Raw genomic sequence first — 20,977 nt, 5'->3', positions numbered from 1 at the left:
CACTCAAGACCGCACATCCATCTGCCAGCACCGAAAAATCGACATTTTGAAAATGCAGCTCAACGGGTCTTGCGGGTTTGTTGGTACAGCGGGTCGACGCGCTGGGCGTAGACGGTCAGGTCGGCGATGCGCTCCGAGCTCGATGGATGGGTCGACATGAACTTCATCGGCTCCTGGCCGCCGAGCTTGGCCATCTTCTGCCACAGGCTCACCGCCGCCTGCGGGTTATAGCCGGCACGCGCAGCCAGCTCCACGCCGATACGGTCTGCCTCGGTCTCGTTGGCCCGCGAATTGGGCAGGCCCAGCAAGCCCATGTAGGCATACTGCGCGCTCTGCTGGCCCAGGTCGCCGATACCCAGCAGCGACGCGCCGATCGAAATGGCCGAACCGGCCACGGCTTGCTGGGACGCCCGTTCACGCGCGTGCTCACGCAGGGCGTGGGCGATCTCGTGCCCCATGACAGCGGCCAGCTCATCGTCGGTGATGGACAACTTGTCGATCAGGCCGGTATAGACCGCGATCTTGCCGCCCGGCATGCACCAGGCATTGGGCTCGTCGGAGTTCAGTACGTTGATTTCCCATTGCCACTTGAGCGCATCCGGACGGAATACGCCGGTCTGCGGGATGAGGCGATTGGCGATGGTGCGCACCCGCTGGGTCTGCGCCGCATTGCGATTGAGCAGGTTCTTCTTCCTGGCCTCGTCGAGTACCTGGGCATATTCCTTGGCGGCGGCGGCATCGATTTCCTGTGACGACACCAGCATCTGCTGGCGCCGGTCGACGCCCACTGCCCCGCCTTGCGTGGTCTGCACGCTTTCGCACGCCACCACCCCGACCAGCGCGGCGGCCAGGATGCTGTTCTTGATGATCGGTTTGATGCGCATTGCGCCACCCTCCTCGTTGGTTTTCGAATGATGTGACGGCACCTCATCCGTCACTGAGCGAGTTTTTCGACCAGCCCTCGTGTCGGATGGTTCGCAAAAAATCAGGCCGGCGATCGCGTGACGATGGCCGGCCTGGCTGCACTTGGCGACCAAGGCGGTGCCGTGGTCACGCGCGGGTTCGCATTCAGCGCAAGCGCGGCGTCTCGACCCGCACGTCGGCGCACTGCGCCCGGTGGCGCAACGCGTGATCCATCAATACCAACGCCAGCATGGCTTCGGCGATGGGCGTGGCGCGAATGCCGACGCACGGATCGTGACGGCCGTGGGTCTCGACCTCGATGGCCTGCCCGGCCTTGTCGATCGAGGGGCGCGCCTTGCGGATGCTGGAGGTCGGCTTGATGGCGATCGAGGCGGTGATGTCCTGGCCGGTCGAGATGCCGCCCAGCACGCCTCCGGCGTTGTTGCCCGCGAAGCCGCCTGGGGTCAGGGCGTCGCCATGCTCGGAGCCCTTTTGCGCGACCGAGGCGAAACCGGCACCGATCTCGACGCCCTTGACCGCGTTGATGCCCATGAGCGCATAGGCGATGTCGGCGTCGAGCTTGTCGAACAGCGGCTCGCCGAGGCCGACCGGCACATTGCGCGCCACCACGTCGATCCGGGCACCGCACGAATCGCCTTCGCGGCGCAGGGCGTCCATGTAATCCTCGAGCTGGCCGATGATGCTGGCGTTGGCGGCAAAGAAAGGATTGGTGGGCACGTGCTCCCACGACTCGAACGGAATCGCGATTTCACCCAGCTGGCTCATGCAGCCGCCGAAGGTGGTGCCGTATTGCTCGAACAGCCATTTCTTGGCAATCGCCGCCGCCGCCACCGGGGGCGCCGTCAGGCGCGCCGACGAGCGACCGCCACCGCGCGGGTCGCGGATGCCGTACTTCTGCCAATAGGTATAGTCGGCGTGGCCCGGGCGAAAGGTGTCGAGGATGTCGCCATAGTCCTTGCTGCGCTGGTCCTGGTTGCGGATCAGCAGCGCGATCGGGGTGCCGGTGGTGCGCCCCTCGTAGAGCCCCGACAGGATCTCGACCGTGTCCGGCTCCTGGCGCTGCGTGACGTGGCGCGAGGTACCGGGCCGGCGGCGGTCCAGTTCGGGCTGGATGTCGGCCACCGACAGCGCCAGTCCCGGCGGACAGCCGTCGACCACGCAGCCGATGGCTGGACCGTGGGATTCGCCGAAAGTGGTAACCGTGAAGAGCGTGCCTAGGGTATTGCCGGACATGATGGATTCGCGCAGTAAGACGGGAAAAGCAGGATTTTACCAGTCCCGCACTGCCTGAGAACCTGTTTATGGTTTGCGCCAGGCGCGGCCATCCGAAGCGCCCGGTCGGTCGCACGGCCGGGTGCGGCTGCCTCACTTCCAGTGGCCACGCAGCGCCGCGACCTTTTCCTGCAGCAGGGCCGGGGTCACTTCGCTGGCCGCGATCGGCTCGCCCACCACCAGTTCCAGGCGCGAGAACAGGCCGCGCTTGAAGCGGCGCGCAAACGGATTGGTCGGGTCGCGCGACAGCAGGCTGCCCCACAGTCCGCGCAACGCCATGGGCAGCACCGGCACCGGGCTGCGTTCGATGATCTTCTGGATGCCGCCACGAAAGGCGCTGAGCTCGCCATCGCGGGTCAGCCGCCCCTCGGGGAAGATGCACACCAGTTCGCCCTCATGCAGGGCCTGGGCGATGTCGACGAAGGCCTTCTCGGTCAGCCATGGGTCTTCCTTGACCGGCGCGATGGGGATCGCCCGCGCCGTGCGAAACACCCACGACAGCAGTGGCATGCGGAAGATGCGGTGATCCATCACGAAACGGATCGGTCGCGGGCTGGCGGCCATGATGACGATGGCGTCGACATAACTGACATGGTTGCACACCAGCACGCCCGCCCCATGGGCCGTGATGGCGTCGCCGTTGGTGATGCGCACCCGGTAGAAGGTGTGGATCATCAGCCAGGCCAGAAAGCGCATCAGGAACTCGGGCACCAGCGAGAAGATGTATAGCGCCACCGCCGCATTGAGGATCGCCGTGGCCAGGAAGATCTGGGGAATCGTCAGGCCCGCCTTGAGCAGCACCATCGCCACCAGCGCCGCGGCGACCATGAACAGCGCATTCATGATGTTCATGCCGGCGATGGTGCGCGAAACATGCGCCGGGTCGCAGCGGGTCTGGATCAGCGCGAACAAGGGCACGATGTAGAGTCCGCCGAAGATGCCGATACCGAGGCAATCGAGCAGGATGCGCCAGCTGCCGCCTTGCCCCAGGAAAGCGGGGATGTCGACCGTGGCCGCCGGTACCACATAGGCCTGGCTGGCCAGGAACAATTCGAGTCCGAACACCGACAGGCCGATCGAGCCGAACGGCACCAGCCCGATCTCGACCTTGTTGCCCGACAGGCGTTCGCACAGCAGCGAACCGGCGCCGATGCCCACCGAGAACACGGCCAGCAGCAGCACGAACACGCCATGGTCGCCCAGCAGGTAATTCTTGGCGTAGAGCGGAAACTGCGCCAGCACGATGGCGCCGTAGAACCAGAACCACGAATTGCCCAGCAGCGACAGGAACACCGGCCGGTTGCGGCGCGAAAAACCGAGGTTGCGCAGCGTCTCCGAAAACGGGTTCCAGTTGATCCTGAGTTCGGGCGCCGGTGCCGGTGAATGGGGAATGCGCAGGCTGGCCAGCCAGCCCAGCACCGCCAGCGCCAGCGTGGTGATCGCCACCAGCGGCAAGCCCCACGGCCGTTGCACCACCAGTACCGCGCCGATGATCTCGCCCAGCAGGATGCCCACGAAGGTCCCCATCTCGACCACCCCGTTGCCGCCGACCAGTTCCTCGCGCTTGAGGTGCTGCGGCAGGTAGGCGTACTTGACCGGCCCGAACAGCGTCGAGTGGATGCCCATGCCCACCACCGCCGCCACCAGCAGCCACAGGTGATGCGTCATCCAGCCGAATGCCGCCACGCCCATGATGACGATCTCGACCAGCTTGACCCAGCGCGCCACGCGCCCCTTCTCCAGCTTGTCGGCCAGCTGGCCGGCGGTGGCCGAGAACAGGAAGAACGGCAGGATGAACAGGCCCGGGATCAGGTTGTTGAGCAATGCCGTATCGATCGTGGTCCAGGAAACCGCGTCGTAGGTCAGGATCGTCAGCAGCGCCGTCTTGAACACATTGTCGTTGAGCGCGCCCAGGAACTGGGTCCAGAAGAACGGCGCGAAGCGCCGCTGCGAGAAAAGCGAAAACTGGTTGTTCTTTTGCATGGAACTGTTCGGTGGCGGTTCGGACGTGACGGACAACAAAAAGCCGTTCCCGGGGGAACGGCTCGATCGCGGGCGAATGCCGCTCAGGTATTGTTTTCTTCCTCGGCGGGCCAGTCGCGGATGTACGCCTTGAGCATCTTGTTCTCGAAGCCCTGCGCATCCAGCACCGCCTTGGCGACGTCGTAGAACGACATCACGCCCAGTACCGTCTTGGCTTCCATCACCGGCACGTAGCGTGCATGCTGCTCGAGCATCAGGCGCCGCACCTCGTTGAGATCGGTATCGGGCGTGACCGTGATCGGGGCATCGTTCATGTGACGGCGCACCGTCGCCCCGCCCAGCGCACCGCCATTCTTGTGCAACGCCAGCAGCACCTCGCGGAAGGTCAACATACCGACCAGGTCACCGTATTCCATGACGACCAGCGAGCCGATGTCTTTCTCTGCCATGGCGGCCACCGCCTCCTGGATCGGGGTCTCAGGCGTGACCGTGAAGAGGATGTTGCCCTTGACCTTGAGGATTTCAGAGACTTTCATGATGTCATCCTAAATGTGATGCTGCTGTTTTGACTGTTGCCGAAGCCGGCGCGTTGAACCGATCGAGGGCTTCAATGCGCCTTGAGCCCCGCATTTGCCCTTTGAACCAGCATGGTAGTAGCAATGGCGACATTTGAGCAACCGCCTCGCGATTTTATTGATTATCAGCCGCCGTGTACTAAGCTGTCATTATCGTCCGCACCGGAGATGATCGTGGCCACCACCGTCGAACCGCGCGAGTTTGCCAGTTTTACCGAGTTCTATCCGGCCTACCTGAGCGAACACTCGCATCGGATCAATCGCCAGCTGCATTTCCTGGGGTCTACGCTGGCCCTGCTGAGCCTGATGCTGCTGGTGGTGACGCACCAGTGGTGGTGGCTGCCCGTGGCGCTGGCCTGCGGCTACGGTTTCGCCTGGCTCGGCCATTTCGCCGTCGAGAAGAACCAGCCGACCACCTTCCGCCATCCGCTGTGGTCGTTCGCCGGCGACTGGGTCATGTACTGGCAGATGCTGACCGGCCAGCTGTCATTCTGACCGTTCCCATAACTTGCGGCGCTGCGCCAGCGGCACCGGCTGGTAGGAGATGGCCGCCATCGCCGAAACCGGCCCGGCCCCGTCCTGGGCGCGGCCGCAATAGTCTTGCAGCGTTTGCTGCAGTGCCAGGTCCACCGCCTGCCCTACCCGCTGCACCAGGTGCTCTTCGCCGGCTTCGGCCAGCGTGGCACTATCGAAGACGAACAGGCGATAGACATCGGCCAGCTGGATGTTGGCCGGATTGACCACCAGTGCCCAGCGATCCATGCCATCGGTGATGCGCTTGTTCCAGCCGGTACGGCGCGACGTCTCGGGCCGGATCGACGCCACCCAGCCCGCCTCGCCCATGCGGCGCAGCAGGTCATCCAGTTCGCCCAGCCCGAGCCGGGTTTCGCGGCGCAGGGTATCCATGTCGACCACCGCCGTTTCCACGCCTTCGCGCGCCTGGTTGAGAAAACGCAATACGGCGATGGCGTCGATGAATTCCGCCCCCGGCGACGAGGTATGCCACCATCGCTCGTAGCGCACCACCGGCAGCGCCGCCGTCAGCAAGGCCCCCAACAGCGTGATCATCCACATCATGTAGATCCACAACAAAAAGATCGGCAGCACCGCCACGGCGCCATAGACCATCGTGTAGGTCGGGAACTTGAGGATGTAGATGGCGAACAGGCGCTTGGCGATTTCGACCCCGACCGCCGCCAGCAGCCCACCGGCGGCGGCGTCGCGCCAGTCCACGGTCTGGTTGGGCACGCTGCTGTAGAGGAAGGTATAGGCGGCCGTCGAGATCAGCACCGACACCAGCGTATAGAAACCGGCGCCCAGCAACGGCAGGCTCTTGACCGCCCCGCCGGTGGCGGTGGACAGGTAGGACGTCACGCTGATCGATATGCCCATCAACAGCGGCCCCAGCGTGATGATGGCCCAGTACACCAGCACCCGCTGCAGCAGCGGACGCGCCTTCTTGACGCGCCAGATCTGGTTGAACACGCTCTCGATGGTCGACATGGTCAGCACCGAGGTCACGATCAGCGCGGCCGCGCCCACCGCCGACAGGCGCGCCGACTTCGAGGCGAACTGGTTCAGGTAGCCAAGGATGGTATTGGCCACGCCGCGCGGCATGAGGTTGTCGACGAAATAGGCTTCCAGCGATGCCCGGAAGGTGCTGAACAACGGAAAGGCCGTAAACAACGCCAAGGCGATGGTGATCATCGGCACCAGCGACAGGATGGTGGTAAAGGTCAGGCTGCCTGCCACCTGCGGCAAGCGGTCCTCACCCAGGCGGGTGATGGCAAAGCGGAACAGATCGCGCAATTGCTGACGGTTCAGGCCACGCATACGGGACAGGGAGAATCGAATAGGAGACATCGGACCACTTCAAATACGAACAGCGCTAGCAGACTACGCGACACAGGCCAGGTTCCCGCGGAGCCGGCCCCGCCCGGCAAGCGCGACTTCCGCCTGCTGCCTCGGTTTGCGGGATATCTTCGGGCTGTCCGGCAGCGCCGGCAGCATTCATCATCCCCATTTCTCGCAATTATCGCTACTTTTACCCAACACAGCTCAAATAAAAAATAGCGCAGTTTCTAGTCGGTCCGCTAAACTCTGTTTAAACAACGATGCCAGCGGGCCGCCGGCAAGACACGGGCGACACCGCACCAAGCTGGCACATTCCATCAGTTGCATATTTCGGGGGATTTATGCGCCACGTCATCCGTTTGATGGCCGCCATCGTGGCCATGTCGTCATGCTGCCTGTGCGGCAATGCCTTGGCGACCAGCGAGGCAGAGGGTGAGATAGCCTGGATCGGCTTCGCCGGTCCGCTCACCAGCGCCTTCGAGCCGTCGGTGCGTTTTGCCCGGAGCCTGAGCCAGGCGGTCCAGCTGGCCATCGATGCGGCCAACCAGCAAAAGACCAGGATCAATGGGCGTGAGGTCACCTTTCGGCTGTTGCCCCAGGACGACCGCTCCGACCTGCGCACCGCACCACTGGTGGCCGACTACCTGGTCAAGCGCGGCGTGGTGGGGGTCATCGGGCACGGCAATACCGGCACGACCATGGCCGCCGCCGCGGTCTACCACCGCGCCAACGTGGCACTGCTATCGCCCTCCTCGAGCGGCCGCGCCTACACCCAGCAAGGCTATTCCAACGTGTTTCGCACCATCGGTCACAGCGATCGTGGCGGCGAATACCTGGGCCAGCATGTGGTCCGTACGCTCGGCATGAAACGCATCGTGGTCATCGACAACGGCGCCCCGGCCGGACGCGCCTTTGCCGAACGCTTTGCGCAGGCCGCGCGCGCCCAGGGCGCCGAGATCCTGAGCCACGACTCGGTCAGCGACAAGACCTCCGACTTCAACGGCATCCTCAATAGCGCCCGGAGCCATCAACCCGATGCCATCTTCTGGGGCGGCCTCAACGACCAGGCCATCGTGCTGGCGCAGTCGATGCAAAGGCTGCAACTGGCCATGCCCCTCATCAGCGGCGCCAACGGCATGGTCGGGCCGGTATTCATCGAAAAGGCCGGTCCCGTGGCCAATACCATCATCGCCCTCGAGGCCGGCCAGCCCATGGAGCGCCTCAAGGGCTGGAAGAACTTCCAACGCAGCTACGAAAAGGAGTTCGGCGCCTATATCGATCCCTATGCCCCGTTTGCCTTCGATGCCGCCCAGGCCCTCATCGCCGCGGTGCGCCAGGCCAATTCGCTGGATCCGGCCAAGGTGGTGGCAGCGCTGCACGAGGTCCGGTTCAACGGCCTCACCGGGCCGATCGCCTTCAATGCCGAAGGCGACCTGCAGGCGCCGAGCTTCAGCATCTATACGTTGCGCGGCCAGCAATGGCAATTCCAGCAAACGATCGGCGACAGATAACAGCCTGCAACCGACGAAAAATCGGAAATATAATATGTCGCATGACCTCTGCCGCCCCTCTCGATCCGACCTCTTCGGCCACCACCATCCTGGTGCTGTATTACTCGCGCCACGGCGCCACCCGCAAGCTGGCCGAGCTGATCGCCCAAGGCGTGGAAAGCGTCGCCGGCTGTGACGCCCGGCTGCGCACGGTGCCGGCGGTATCGACCGTGACCGAGGCCGTCGAGGCCGAGGTGCCTGCCAGCGGTGCGCCCTACGTCGATGGCGACGACCTGCTGCAATGCCACGGCCTGGCGCTGGGCTCGCCGACGCGCTTCGGCAACATGGCCTCGGCCATGAAATATTTCTGGGACGGCACCGCGCCGCAATGGCTCTCGGGCACTTTGGCGGGCAAGCCGGCCGCCGTCTTCACCTCGACCGGCAGCATGCACGGCGGGCAGGAATCGACCCTGCTGACGATGATGCTGCCGCTGTTGCATCACGGCATGCTGCTGGTCGGCCTGCCGTATACCCATCCGGAACTGATGAATACCCACAGTGGCGGCACCCCGTACGGCGCCAGTCACTGGGCCGGCGTCAACGGCAACCAGCCGCTGTCTGACGACTCGCGCACCCTGGCCATCGCACTGGGGAAAAGGCTGGCAGAAACCGCCAAACAATTACGGAGACCATCATGAACAACCAGCACGCGCGCGCTACCCATGCAGCAGCCCTGACCAGCCTGGTCGCCCTGATCCTGCTGAGCCTGGCCTGGGAACTGGTGCTGGCGCCGTTGCGCCCGGGCGGTTCGTGGATGGTGCTCAAGGTGATCCCGCTGCTGCTGCCGCTGCGTGGCGTGCTCAAGCGCGACGTCTACACCCTGCAGTGGTCGTCGATGCTGGTGCTGGTCTACCTGGCCGAAGGCCTGGTGCGCGCCACCAGCGACGCCTCGTCCACCTCGATGTTGCTGGGCTGGGCCGAGGTCGCGCTGGCCGGTATCTACTTCACCTGCGCCCTGCTGTACCTGCACCCGTTCAAGAAGGCCGCCCGCGAGATCGCCCGCCAGGCGATCCAGAAGGCCTCGCAATGACCGCCACGCTGCGTGATGAGTGATTTCCTGCAGGCCTGCCGTGCCGCCGTCGGCACCGCGCATGTATTGACCGACCCGGCCGACACGGCCGCCTACCTGACCGACCAGCGGGGCCGCTTCACCGGCCGAGCGCTGGCCGCGCTGCGCCCCGGCAGCACCGACGAGGTGGCGGCACTGGTGCGCCTGTGTGCGCAGTACCGGGTACCGATCGTGCCGCAGGGCGGCAATACCGGCCTGGTGCTGGGCAGCGTGCCCGATACCGTGGGCAATGCGGTAGTGCTTTCGCTGCGTCGGCTGGACCGCATCCGCGCCGTCGACCCGCTCAACAACACCATCACCGTCGAGGCCGGTTGCATCCTGCAAAACGTGCAGCAGGCGGCGCTGGCGGCCGATCGGCTGTTCCCGCTGTCGCTGGCGGCCGAAGGCAGTTGCACCATCGGCGGCAACCTGTCGACCAATGCCGGCGGCACCGGGGTGCTGCGCTACGGCAATGCGCGCGAATTGTGCCTGGGGCTGGAAGTGGTGACGGCGCGCGGCGACGTCATGAGCGCGTTGCGCGGGCTGCGCAAGGACAACACCGGATACGACCTGCGCGACCTGTTCATCGGCGCCGAGGGTACCCTGGGCGTCATCACCGCAGCGGTGCTCAAGCTCTTTGCCCAGCCGCGGGCGCAGGTCACGGCGCTGGCCGCACTGGCCACGCCGGCCCAGGCGCTGGCACTGCTGCAGCTGGCGCAGGCGCGTTGCGGCGCCGCGCTGACCGGTTTCGAATTGATGTCGGACATGTGCCTGCAACTGGTACACAAGCATTTTCCCCAGCACCGCCTGCCCTTCGGGCAACGCCATGCCCAGTATGTATTGCTGGAACTGTCGGACAGCCAATCCGAAGCGCATGCCCGCTCGCTGTTCGAAGACCTGATCGCCAGCGCGCTCGACGCGAGCCTGGTCGACGATGCCGTGATCGCATCGTCGCTGGCGCAATCGAAGGCGTTATGGCAGCTGCGGGAAAGCATCTCGATGGCGCAGGCGCACGAAGGCAAGAACATCAAGCACGATATCTCGGTGCCGATTTCGCGTATCGCCCAATTCATCGAACTTACCGACGACCTGGTGCAACAGGCGGCCCCCGGGGCTCGCATGGTGACCTTTGGCCACCTGGGCGATGGCAACCTGCATTACAACGTCTCGCCGCCACCGGGCGTGGCCGACGGCGACTTCCTGGCGCGCCAGGAAGCCATCAACCAGGTGGTGTACGACAGCGTCGACCGCTTCGGCGGTTCGATCTCGGCCGAGCATGGCCTGGGCGCCCTGAAGATCGACGAGATCACTCGCTACAAATCGGCCGTCGAACTGGAGCTGATGCGGACCATCAAGGCCGCGCTCGACCCGCTGCGGCTGATGAACCCCGGCAAGGTGATCGACCTGCCGCCATCTTGAACAAAAAAGGCGAACCATGCTCTGCCAACACGGTTCGCCCAACCTTCCCCCTACTACCTCAAGTCTTCAATTGAGTCGCTTGTAACCTTGCAGGTTGAACACGCTGACCAGTTCGGTCAGCTTGCCGGCCTGGTCCTGCAGCGATTGCGCAGCGGCGGCCGCCTGTTCCACCAGGGCAGCATTCTGCTGGGTGTTCTCGTCCATCTGCGTGATGGCGCGGTTGACCTCTTCGATACCGGTGCTCTGCTCGGCGCTGGCGGCGGTGATCTCGGCCATCACGTCGGTGACCCGGCGCACGCTGGCCACCACTTCGTCCATCGTGCGTCCGGCCTGGGACACCAGCTCGCTGCCGGTACCGACCTTGACCACCGAGTCGTCGATGAGCGACTTGATCTCCTTGGCGGCGGCCGCCGAGCGCTGGGCCAACGAGCGCACTTCCGAGGCCACCACGGCGAAACCGCGCCCCTGTTCGCCGGCGCGGGCCGCCTCGACCGCCGCATTCAGGGCCAGGATATTGGTCTGGAACGCGATGCCGTCGATCACGCTGATGATGTCGACGATCTTGCGCGAGGAATCGTTGATCGAGGCCATGGTCTGCACCACCTGGCTGACCACCGCACCGCCTTGCTCGGCCACTTCCGAGGCCGACGCCGCAAGCTGGTTGGCCTGGCGCGCATTGTCGGCGTTCTGCCTGACGGTCGACGTCAGTTGCTCCATGGCCGAGGCCGTCTCTTCGAGGGCGCCGGCCTGCTGTTCGGTACGGGCCGACAGGTCGAGGTTGCCGTTGGCGATCTCCGAGGATGCCGTATTGATGGTGTCGGTACCGGTGCGCACGTTGCCGACGATATTGCGCAGGTTCAGGTTCATGTCCTGCAGCGCCTGCAACAACTGGCCGGTCTCGTCCTTGCCGCGCACGGTGATCTCGGCGCTCAGGTCGCCCTGGGCCACCTGGCGCGACACCTTCACGGCCGCTCCCAGGGGACGGGTGATGCCTACCGTCAACACCCAGGCACAGGACACTCCGAAGGCCAGCAACAGCGCCTCGAGCACCGCCAGCATCACCGCGCTCTGGCGCGCGATATCGGTATTGTCGACGGCCAATGCATCGAGCGACTTGCGCTGCAGCGCGATCAACCCGGCGATGGCGTCGGTGTAGGCCTTGGCTGCGGGAATGAATTCGGTCTCGAAGATTTTCTGCAGCAGCGCCGCGTCGGGGCTTTCCTTCTTCTGTTCGTTGTAGAGCGCATCGCGGCTAGACAGGTAGGCCTTGCGCAGGGTGTCGATGCGGGCAAACAGCTGCTTTTCTTCATCCGACACCAGTAGCGGCTCGATCTGCTTGAGCAGGCCGCTGGAGATGCGCGTGGCCTCGTTGGTCTCGGCCTGGAAGAATGGGCCGAGCGAACGGTCGCTGCTCTTGGCCACGGCGGTGGCGCGGCGGATGCCGGAATAGGCGTGCAGGTACCAGTCGGAGATGTAGCGCTCCTTGGCAATGGGCTTGTCCATCATGGTCTGCATCGACTGCGCCATCGACACCAGGCGCCACATGCCGGCGCCGGCGATCAGCACCGACAGCCCCAGGATGATGCTGAAGCCCAGCGCCAAGCGGTTCCCGATCTTCATGTTGCCGATACTAATCATGCTGAGCGACTTTCCTTGATTGATATTGAACGACCATGCGGCCGCCGCCCCTCCAGGCGATGCTGCTATCTTGCATCAAGCAAGACAGCGCTATCCAAGGAATAACCACGGACCCCGCCCTCAATTTCACGGATGAGCCCGCTCCAGCCAGGGCGGCAGGCCGGTCGCCGCGGCTCTTTCCCAGCGGCTGGGGCGGCCCGGCCGATTCACCCCTGGCGCGCCAGCGACGCCGACTCCAGCCGCGCCTGCTGCGGATCCTGCAGGGCCTGCTGCAACGGCATCGATTGCGCGTCGACGGCCCGCAGGAACTGGTCGGGCGCCATCGGCCGCCCGATCAGGTATCCCTGCATGGCGTCGCACCCGACCGCGGTCAGGAAGTCCTGCTGCATCTCGGTCTCGACCCCTTCGGCGACGATGCGCAGGTTCAGCGCCCGGCCTACGGCCACGATGGCCGAGACGATGGCGGCGTCCTCGGTGCCGTCCGACAGGTCGCGCACGAAACCGCGATCGATCTTCAATTCGTTGGCCGGCAGGCGCTTGAGGTACAGCAGGCTCGAATAACCGGTGCCGAAGTCGTCGATCGAGATTTCCACCCCCAGGTCGGCGATCTTCTGCAAGGTCTGCAGGCTGGCCTCGGTATCGTGCATGGCGGTCGACTCGGTGATCTCCAGGGTCAGGCAACCGGGCGGCAGGCGATGCTTCTGCAGCGTCGCCTGCACCACCTGCACCAGGTGTGGATCGTTGAACTGCAAGGCCGACAGGTTCACCGCCATCTTCCAGTCGTCATGCCCCTGGTCCAGCCACTGGCGCATCTGGCCGCAGGCCTCGTCCAGTACCCAGGCCCCGATGGGGATGATCAGGCCGGACCGCTCGGCCAGCGCGATGAAGTCGTCCGGCCCCACCAGGCCGTGCACCGGGTGCTGCCAGCGCAGCAAGGCCTCGGCGCCGATCACGGGCCCCGCGGGGGCGATGAACTTGGGTTGGTAGACCAGCTTGAACTGCTTGCGCTCGAGCGCCACCCGCAGGTCCTGCAACCATTGCAGCTGGTGATGGGCGTTGGCGTTCATGGCCGGCTCGAAGAAGTTGTAGCCGTTGCGCCCGCTGCGCTTGGTGTGATACATGGCGGCATCGGCATTGATCACCAGGTCGTGGCGGGTACTGCCATCGTCGGGGTAGATGGCGATGCCGATGCTGGCCGACACCCGCAGTTCGTACTTCTCGACCATGAACGGCCGGTTGATGGTCTCGACCAGCTTCTCGGCCACCGCCATGGCGTCGTCCGGCTTGGCCAGGTCGACCAGGATCACGAATTCGTCGCCGCCAAGGCGCGCTACCGTGTCGTGCGCCCGCATGGTGTCGGCCAGGCGCGTGGCCACGCCCACCAGCAGGCGGTCGCCGACATGATGGCCGAGCGAATCGTTGATGGTCTTGAAGCCGTCCAGGTCCATGAACATCAGCGCAAAATAGCTCTTGTTGCGGGCCGCCTTGTTGATCGCCTGGCTCAGGCGATCATCCAGCAGCGAGCGATTGGGCAGCTTGGTCAGGTGATCGTGCAACACCATCTGGGTCAGCTCCTCGTTGGCCTGCGCCAGCGAGCGCGCCAGCTTGGCCGTGCGCGACTCGAGCCGGGCGTCCAGCACCGAGGTCAACAGGGCGATCGACAGCACTGCCAGCGTCACCACCACGATCAGGATCGCCAGCCAGCCGGGGCTGACGCCACCGCGAGCGGCCATGCAGATCGAGTCCAGCGGAAAATTGGCGGCGGCCATGCCGGTGTAGTGCATGCCGACGATGGCCACGCCCATGATGATCGAGGCCCCGACCCGGGCGGCCTTGACGTGCGGCGTGTCGCGCCGCAGCCGAAAGGCGATCCACAAGGCGGCGGCCGAGGCCAGGATGGCAATGGCCACCGAGACCGTCAATAGCAACGGGTCGTAGTCGATCCCCGGGTTCATGCGCATGGCGGCCATGCCGGTATAGTGCATGGCGGCAATGCCGGCCCCCATCACCAGGGCACTGTTCAACAGCCTGCGCAAGGGCAGCTCGGGCTGGGAAACGCACCACAGGGCGTAGGCCGAGACGGCGATGGCGATGGCCAATGACAGCAGCGTGATGGCAGCGTCGTAGCCCAGTTCGATGGGCAGGCGAAAAGCCAGCATGCCCACGAAATGCATCGACCAGATGCCGATGCCCATGGCGACCGCGCCTCCGGCCAGCCAGTAACGCCCGGCGCGATTGTGGACACTCCCGGTGGTATTGACCCGCTCGGCCATGTCGAGCGCCGTGAAGGACGCCAGGATCGCCACCAGCAGGGAAATCACCACCAATGAATTGTCGTAGGATGCGCTTAGCATGGTCATGACCGAGTCGGAGCGGGAGCCTCCGTTGTATGAAAACTGTGCCGCGGCACACCGGCCCCATGCCAACTGTGCCATCATCGTGCCCCATCCCGGCGGGGAACCTGCCCCATCCCGTGAGAACGATGCGCGAGGCAACCAGAGCTTATAGGGGGCGCCCTGCCGCGACAATCAGGAAATACCCCTTGTCAGATCGATATCGAAATAAGCTTGCCGGCCGGATGCGAGTGCGGCAACTTTATCGCGGCGCACCGATCTCTTAACACCATGGCGGGACGGTTCACGCATCGTCCCCGCCGCCCCGGCGCGCGACGCCTCGCGCACCCGGACGCAACCGGCCCAAACAATACTACTGAAAAAGGACACCATGCGCCGCCCCCTGTCTCTCTCTACCGCTGCCCGACTACGCCCGCGCCCGCTGGCACTTGCCCTGTGCAGCCTGGCCGTCGTCACGCCGCTGATGTCGCAGGCGGCGATCTCGGTACTGCAACCGCCCAAGCGCATCGATGCCAGCAAGCCGCTCGAACTGACCTTGCTGGTGAGCGAGGACGAACAGCCCGAACGCACCTATACGCTGCCGCCGACGGTGCTGGTGGCCGCCTCGGCCGACATGATCCCGCCGGTGCAGATCGCCCTGACCCGGGTAGAAGGCAGCGGCAGCCAGGACATCACCCTGAAGAAGGGCGAGTTCCGCAAGGTGCGCTACCAGGGTAGCCTGCCCGAGCGGCTGCGCGGCATGGTGCGCATCGAGCCGATCGGCATCGACGCCTCGCCGGTGCTGGTGGCGGTGGTACGCCCCGGCCCCAACCAGCCGCCGCTGGAACCGGGTCCCAGCCTGCTCAATGCGCCGCTGGCCGACTCCAGCAGCAAGACCGCCCCGGTCGCGCCGTCGGCCTCGGTCGTGACTCCCGGCACCAATGCCGCGCCCAGCGCCACGGCGCCGGCGGCCGAGGATATCCTGTCCAACGGCAACCGGCTGTCGTTCCATGAGCCGATGTTCTTTACGGTGGGCAACAGCGGCGACAATGCCAATGCCAAGTTCCAGCTCAGTCTCAAGTTCCGGCTGTTCATGCCGGACGACCCGCGCTCGCGCGGCCTGCTGGACAACCTGTACCTGGGCTATACCCAGTTCTCGCTGTGGGACCTGGGCGCGCCATCGGCACCGTTTCGCGATACCAGCTATCGTCCCAGCCTGTTCTACTACCTGCCCGACCTGGGCATCAGCAACGGCCTGGTCAGCCGGGTGGGCATCGCCACCGGCCTGGAACACGAATCCAACGGCAAGGATGGCCTCCAGTCGCGCAGCGTCAACACCTATTTCGTCCAGCCCACGGTCAACTTCGGCAATCTCAACGATTACCACCTGAGCATTTCGCCCAAGGCCTATGCCTACCTGGGGCCGACCCGTGACAATCGCGACATCGGCGACTATCGCGGTCACCTCGACCTGAAGCTGGCCTACGGCAAGCCCGATGGCTGGGAGCTGGCCAGCACCATCCGCAAGGGTCGCCGCAGCGACTACGGCAGCGTCGATACGCAATTGTCTTATCCGCTCTCGCGCCTGATCCCGGGCACCGCCGGCTACCTGGTGGCAAGCTATTTCTACGGCTATGGCGAAAGCCTGCTGACCTACAACCAGAAAGAGCGCGCACAATTTCGCATCGGTTACGCCTTCTGGCGTTGAGCGCTGCGACCCAATGCAAAACGGGGAGGCAATGCCTCCCCGTTTTGCATGCCAACAGCGACCAGCGTCAAGGCACCGGCGTGCGCATCGTCACGAATTCCTCGGCCCCGGTCGGATGAATGCCGATGGTCAGGTCGAACTGCGCCTTGGTGGCGCCGCACTGCAAGGCCACCGCAAAACCCTGGATCACTTCGCCGGCGTCCGGCCCGACCATGTGGACGCCCAGTACCCGGTCGCTGGCGGCATCGACCACCAGTTTCATGAACGTACGCTCGGTGTTGCCCGACAGGGTGTTCTTGAGGGGCTTGAAGTCGGTCTTGAAGATCTTCACCTGGCCCACTTCCTGGCGCGCCTGTTGCTCGGTCAAGCCGACCGTGCCGACATTGGGATGGCTGAATACCGCAGTGGGAATATTACGGTAGGACATCACCCGCTCGCCCTGGCCGAACAGGCGCGACACCACCGCCATGGCCTCGGCCAGCGCCACCGGTGTCAACGCCACCCGGTCGATCACATCGCCCACGGCCAGGATCGATGGCACGCTGCTTTCGAAATCATCGTTGACCTTGACCGCACCGTTGCCCGCCAGCGCCACCCCCGCCTGTTCCAGGCCCAGGCGGGCGGTATTGGGCGCGCGCCCGGTGGCGAACAGCACGCACTCGGCCTGCAGCGTGTCGCCGTTGCTCAACCTGACCTGCTTGAGCGCGGCCGGACCATCGGACGGGGCTTCGATGGCGTCGATGGCGTCGATGGTGGCCTCGAAGATGACCTTGATACCCTTCTTGGCCAGTTCGTCGACCAGGAACACGCCGAGATCGGCATCCATGCTGCGCAGCAGGCGCTGCCCGCGATACACCAGGGTGACTTCGCTGCCCAGGCCGTTGAGGATGGACGCCAGTTCGACTGCGATGTAGCCACCGCCCATCACCACCGAGCGTGCGGGCAAGCCCTTGAGGTGGAAGAAATCGTCCGACACGATTCCCAGTTCCTTGCCGGGGATGTCAGGGCGCTGCGGATAGCCGCCGGTGGCCACCAGGATGTGCTCCGCGCTCAGGCGCGCCTGGCCCACCGCCACCGTATGGGCATCGACCAGCGTGGCAAACCCGCGATGCAGCGTCACCTTGGCGCCCTCCAGCAGGCGCAGGTAGATGTCGTTCAAGTGCTTGATCTCGCGGTCCTTGTTGGCGATCAACTGGTTCCAGTCGAATTCGGGCCTGGCCGGCAGGCTCCAGCCGTAGCCGACCGCATCCTGGAACTCCTGGTGGAAATGCGCGCTGTACGACATCAGCTTCTTGGGAATGCAACCGACATTGACGCAGGTCCCGCCCAGGTCGCCACTCTCGGCCAGGCCGACACGGGCGCCGGCCTGGGCGGCAAAGCGCGCCGCGCGCACCCCGCCGGATCCACCGCCGATGACAAAAAGGTCGAAATCGTACTGGCTCATGCTGTTCTCCACGGTTGCATTCATTGTTGGGTGTCATGTGGGCCTGCCGGCAGCGCTTTCAAGCGCGCCGACGGCCGTCCAGTGCCCGCATCACCAGTACCACCGGCACCAGGCCGACGGCGACGATGGACAGCGACGGCAGCGCCGCCTCGCCCAGCCGCTCGTCCCGCGCCAGGTTGTGGGCAATCACGGCCAGCGTGTCGGTGTCGAAGGGACGCAGCAACAGGGTTGCCGGCAACTCCTTGACCACGTCGACAAACACCATCAGCGCCGCGATGGCCAGCGAGCGCCACAGCAGCGGCACATGCAAGCGCCAGGCGATGACACGGCGCGGGCTGCCCAAGGTGCGTGCGGCCTCGTCGATACTGGGCGCGATACGGGTGTATCCGGCGTCGATCGACTGCACCGCGACCGCCGTGAAGCGTACCAGATAGGCGTAGATCACGCCGGCCGAACTGGCCGTGAGCAATACGCCCCAACCGACGCCCGGCCAGCGCGCCTGCAACCAGGCCAGCGGCAGCAGGATACCGACTGCGACGACCGAACCGGGCACCGCATACCCCATCGCCGCCAGGCGCGCCACGAACGCCAGCGCCGCGGCCATCAGGCGCGGCAAGCCGCTGGCGCGCTGCGAGAAGCACAGCGCCAGTGCCAGCACCACCGCCACGATGGCGGCGATACCGCCGAAGCGAAAGCTGTTCCAGACCCACGCCAGGTAGCGGGCGCCGGCCCCGGGCACGGCCTCGGCCTGGCCCCACCACAGTTGCAGCAGGATCGCCACCGGCAACGCAAAACCCAACAGGATGGGCAAGAGGCAAATGGCCCACGCCAGCATCGCGCGCGACCCGGTCAATGCCGGCAGGCGCGCCTCGGCGCCATCGCCGCCACGCTGGCCACGCGTGCTGGCAAAACGCATGCGGCGTTGCTCGCGCCGCTCCAGCCACAGCAGCCCGGCCACGAACAACAGCAGCGCCGATGCGTACTGGGCCGCCGCCAGGCGGTCGTCCATGACCATCCAGGCCTTGTAGATGCCGGTGGTAAAGGTGGTCAAGCCGAAATAGGCGGCCACGCCGTAGTCGGCCAGGGTTTCCATCAGCGCCAGCGCGGCGCCTGCCACCAGTGCCGGGCGCGCCAGCGGTAGCGCCACCCGCAGGATGCGCAGGTGCTGGGGCGTGCCCAGCATGCGCGCCGCTTCCATCAGGTGCATGCCGCGCTCGCCGAGCGCGTTGCGCGCCAGCAGGTAGGCATACGGATAGAGCGTGAAGACGAACAGGAAGATGGCCCCCGGCAGGCCGCGCACGTCGAACCTGAAGCCGGGCCACCAGCCGCGCAACGTGGACTGCACCAGGCCCGCGTACTGCAGGAAGTCGGTGTAGGCGTAGGCCGAGACGTAGGCCGGCATCGCCATGGGCAACAACAGCGCCCACGACAGCAGGCGCTTGCCGGGGAACTCGAACAGCGCCACCGTCACGGCGGTGGCGCCGCCGACCGCGATCACGCCCAGCGTCACCATCAAGGCCAGCCAGCCGGACGTGGCCAGGTAACCGGGCAGGACCGTCGCGGCCTGCTGGCGCAAGGCGTCGAGTCCGGCCGCGTCCAGCCCCAGCCAGGCCGACAGGATGCCGATCAGCGGCAAGGCGATGAGTACGGCGAGCAATCCGATGAGATGCATGGGCAGGCAATGACGATGAGGGTTGGGCGGCATGCGCTAAACTTCACGCGAACGCGAATTGTAACCATTTGAGTGAGTCCCTCATGTTTCTGGAAGTCGATCAGGTCAGCATCCGCTATCCCCGTGCCCGGGTCGCCGCCGTGTGTGCCCTGTCGTTGCAACTGCCGGCTGGCGCGCTGGGGGTGCTGATCGGCCCATCCGGCAGCGGCAAGACCAGCCTGCTGCGCGCCATCGCCGGATTGGAACAGGTCGCCGCCGGCCGCATCCTGCTCGATGGGCGCATGCTCGACGGCGACCGACAGCGGGTCGCGGCCGAAGCGCGTCGCATCGGCATGGTGTTCCAGGATTTCGCGCTGTTTCCGCACCTGGACATTGCCACCAACGTGGCCTTCGGACTGCGCCACCAGGCACGTGCCGAGCGCCACCGGACGGTGGACGCGATGTTGACGCTGGTCGGCTTGCCCGATGCCCACCGCAAGTACCCCCACCAGCTGTCCGGCGGCCAGCAACAACGGGTGGCGCTGGCCCGGGCGCTGGCGCCGCAGCCGCGCCTGCTGCTGCTGGACGAGCCGTTCTCGAGCCTGGATGTGGAATTGCGCGAGCGCCTGGCGGCCGATGTGCGCGAGATCCTCAAGCGTACGGGTACCACGGCGCTGATGGTGACCCACGACCAGATGGAAGCCTTTGCCGTGGGCGACGTCGTGGGGGTGATGCGCGATGGGAACCTGCAGCAGTGGGATACCCCCACCACGCTCTACCATCGCCCCGCTACCCGCTTCGTGGCCGACTTCATCGGCCATGGCGTGCTGGTGCAAGGCCAGGCCCGACGCCGTGGCGATGATATCGAGGTCGACACCGCCGCCGGGGTACTGCGCGGCGTCGCCGTGCCGCCGGGCGACAACGCTCGGGTGGGCCCGGTCTCGGTGCTGCTGCGTGCCGACGACGTGATCCACGACGACGATTCGCCGTTCAAGGCGCAGGTGGTGCGCAAGTCGTTCAGGGGAGCGGCGTTTCTCTACACGCTGGCGCTCGATGGCGGCCAGCGCCTGGTGTCACTGGTGCCGTCGCACCATGATCATGCCATCGGCGAGTGGATCGGCATTCGCCTCGAGGTCAAGCACCTGGTGAGCTTCGAGGCCGAGGATGTGCACGCCTGAAGCGCTGGCGCCCACGGATGACGCGACTGCAGCCGATAAAACGGTATCGGAAGGCACGATAGGGATGGCATGACCTTGCCCATCCACCACCAGCCAGTCGAGCGCACGACGCATCAAATGCGGGCTTTCGACAATACCACCAGCCAGCGGCGCAGCAGCAGGATCTCGACATGGCCCGGCTCGATGCCGGCGCTGCATTCGATCACCGGATTGACGCGGTAGCGGCGTACGTAACTGTCGCGGCAGACGAAGATCTCGCGACGGCCCAGGCGCACGGAAAACGACGACGGGTTGGACGAAGCGATGGCAAAACGCGCGGTGGACGCGAGATCGAACTGGGTCATGGAGCGCATGGCAGTGGTTCCTCTTCTTGTCGTTAAGAGGCTTCACTGTAGCACAG

17 protein-coding genes are annotated in these 20,977 nt (G+C 65.4%); 7 read left to right on the top strand and 10 right to left on the bottom strand.

Annotation, left to right across the window (positions count from 1 at the left end):
* Nucleotides 1-59: 59 nt before the first annotated feature.
* The 4 genes from PMI40_RS02915 to PMI40_RS02900 form a co-directional block, all read right to left on the bottom strand.
* Nucleotides 60-884, bottom strand: coding sequence for a M48 family metallopeptidase (locus tag PMI40_RS02915; RefSeq protein WP_008111939.1), 825 nt, complete (start codon nucleotides 882-884; stop codon nucleotides 60-62).
* A gap of 184 nt (nucleotides 885-1,068) precedes the next feature.
* A complete protein-coding gene (aroC, locus tag PMI40_RS02910) occupies nucleotides 1,069-2,157 on the bottom strand; it encodes a chorismate synthase (protein ID WP_008111937.1) in 1,089 nt (362 codons plus the stop codon).
* A 132-nt stretch (nucleotides 2,158-2,289) separates the two neighbouring features.
* Nucleotides 2,290-4,179, bottom strand: coding sequence for an MFS transporter (locus PMI40_RS02905; RefSeq protein ID WP_008111935.1), 1,890 nt, complete (start codon nucleotides 4,177-4,179; stop codon nucleotides 2,290-2,292).
* 83 nt (nucleotides 4,180-4,262) lie between these two features.
* The gene (locus tag PMI40_RS02900; RefSeq protein ID WP_008111933.1) at nucleotides 4,263-4,715 is read right to left on the bottom strand and encodes a CBS domain-containing protein; all 453 of its coding nucleotides are present in this window, start codon (nucleotides 4,713-4,715) and stop codon (nucleotides 4,263-4,265) included.
* A 207-nt stretch (nucleotides 4,716-4,922) separates the two neighbouring features.
* On the opposite strand from PMI40_RS02900, the gene PMI40_RS02895 reads away from it, so the two are divergent.
* Nucleotides 4,923-5,249: a DUF962 domain-containing protein gene (locus PMI40_RS02895; RefSeq protein ID WP_008111931.1), complete on the top strand. Its 327-nt coding sequence runs from the start codon at nucleotides 4,923-4,925 to the stop codon at nucleotides 5,247-5,249.
* On the opposite strand, the gene PMI40_RS02890 is transcribed toward PMI40_RS02895, so the two are convergent.
* Nucleotides 5,241-6,617 carry a YihY family inner membrane protein gene (locus PMI40_RS02890; protein ID WP_040501582.1) on the bottom strand — a complete coding sequence of 459 codons (1,377 nt, stop codon included), beginning with the start codon at nucleotides 6,615-6,617 and terminating at the stop codon, nucleotides 5,241-5,243. The two genes, PMI40_RS02895 and PMI40_RS02890, sit on opposite strands and share 9 nt — an antisense overlap.
* 332 nt (nucleotides 6,618-6,949) lie before the next feature.
* On the opposite strand from PMI40_RS02890, the gene PMI40_RS02885 reads away from it, so the two are divergent.
* Genes PMI40_RS02885 through PMI40_RS02870 form a run of 4 tightly spaced genes read left to right on the top strand, consistent with a single transcriptional unit; the run spans nucleotide 6,950 to nucleotide 10,625 of the window.
* Nucleotides 6,950-8,119: a branched-chain amino acid ABC transporter substrate-binding protein gene (locus tag PMI40_RS02885; protein WP_008111927.1), complete on the top strand. Its 1,170-nt coding sequence runs from the start codon at nucleotides 6,950-6,952 to the stop codon at nucleotides 8,117-8,119.
* A 41-nt stretch (nucleotides 8,120-8,160) separates the two neighbouring features.
* Nucleotides 8,161-8,796, top strand: coding sequence for an NAD(P)H:quinone oxidoreductase (wrbA, locus tag PMI40_RS02880; protein WP_008111925.1), 636 nt, complete (start codon nucleotides 8,161-8,163; stop codon nucleotides 8,794-8,796).
* Complete coding sequence (locus tag PMI40_RS02875) at nucleotides 8,793-9,188, top strand: DUF2069 domain-containing protein (protein WP_008111923.1); 396 nt, start codon at nucleotides 8,793-8,795, stop codon at nucleotides 9,186-9,188. The genes wrbA and PMI40_RS02875 overlap by 4 nt, the downstream gene beginning before the upstream one ends.
* Before the next feature lie 15 nt (nucleotides 9,189-9,203).
* Nucleotides 9,204-10,625, top strand: coding sequence for an FAD-binding oxidoreductase (locus PMI40_RS02870; RefSeq protein WP_008111920.1), 1,422 nt, complete (start codon nucleotides 9,204-9,206; stop codon nucleotides 10,623-10,625).
* Between the two features lie 66 nt (nucleotides 10,626-10,691).
* Here PMI40_RS02870 and PMI40_RS02865 read toward each other — a convergent pair whose 3' ends face one another.
* Together PMI40_RS02865 and PMI40_RS02860 are read right to left on the bottom strand one after the other, a co-directional pair.
* Entirely contained in the window at nucleotides 10,692-12,263 is a 1,572-nt protein-coding gene (locus tag PMI40_RS02865) for a methyl-accepting chemotaxis protein (RefSeq protein WP_008111917.1), read from the bottom strand.
* Between the two features lie 206 nt (nucleotides 12,264-12,469).
* Entirely contained in the window at nucleotides 12,470-14,617 is a 2,148-nt protein-coding gene (locus PMI40_RS02860) for a bifunctional diguanylate cyclase/phosphodiesterase (protein ID WP_040501598.1), read from the bottom strand.
* A 370-nt stretch (nucleotides 14,618-14,987) separates the two neighbouring features.
* Here PMI40_RS02860 and PMI40_RS02855 point away from each other — a divergent pair, with 370 nt between their 5' ends.
* Nucleotides 14,988-16,304, top strand: coding sequence for a phospholipase A (locus tag PMI40_RS02855; RefSeq protein ID WP_008111913.1), 1,317 nt, complete (start codon nucleotides 14,988-14,990; stop codon nucleotides 16,302-16,304).
* A 67-nt stretch (nucleotides 16,305-16,371) separates the two neighbouring features.
* On the opposite strand, the gene gorA is transcribed toward PMI40_RS02855, so the two are convergent.
* Together gorA and PMI40_RS02845 are read right to left on the bottom strand one after the other, a co-directional pair.
* Nucleotides 16,372-17,748 carry a glutathione-disulfide reductase gene (gene gorA, locus PMI40_RS02850; protein ID WP_008111911.1) on the bottom strand — a complete coding sequence of 459 codons (1,377 nt, stop codon included), beginning with the start codon at nucleotides 17,746-17,748 and terminating at the stop codon, nucleotides 16,372-16,374.
* Between the two features lie 58 nt (nucleotides 17,749-17,806).
* The gene (locus PMI40_RS02845) at nucleotides 17,807-19,420 is read right to left on the bottom strand and encodes an iron ABC transporter permease (RefSeq protein ID WP_008111910.1); all 1,614 of its coding nucleotides are present in this window, start codon (nucleotides 19,418-19,420) and stop codon (nucleotides 17,807-17,809) included.
* Nucleotides 19,421-19,503: 83 nt separating this feature from the next.
* Here PMI40_RS02845 and PMI40_RS02840 point away from each other — a divergent pair, with 83 nt between their 5' ends.
* The gene (locus tag PMI40_RS02840) at nucleotides 19,504-20,577 is read left to right on the top strand and encodes an ABC transporter ATP-binding protein (RefSeq protein ID WP_008111909.1); all 1,074 of its coding nucleotides are present in this window, start codon (nucleotides 19,504-19,506) and stop codon (nucleotides 20,575-20,577) included.
* A 113-nt stretch (nucleotides 20,578-20,690) separates the two neighbouring features.
* Here PMI40_RS02840 and PMI40_RS02835 read toward each other — a convergent pair whose 3' ends face one another.
* The gene (locus PMI40_RS02835) at nucleotides 20,691-20,921 is read right to left on the bottom strand and encodes a hypothetical protein (protein ID WP_040501581.1); all 231 of its coding nucleotides are present in this window, start codon (nucleotides 20,919-20,921) and stop codon (nucleotides 20,691-20,693) included.
* Nucleotides 20,922-20,977 lie beyond the last annotated feature (56 nt).

It is taken from the genome of Herbaspirillum sp. YR522 (assembly GCF_000282575.1).
Classification (GTDB): domain Bacteria; phylum Pseudomonadota; class Gammaproteobacteria; order Burkholderiales; family Burkholderiaceae_D; genus Herbaspirillum.
The sequence above is the reverse complement of the archived record's forward strand: the minus strand, read 5'-3'. Positions and strand labels throughout refer to the sequence as shown.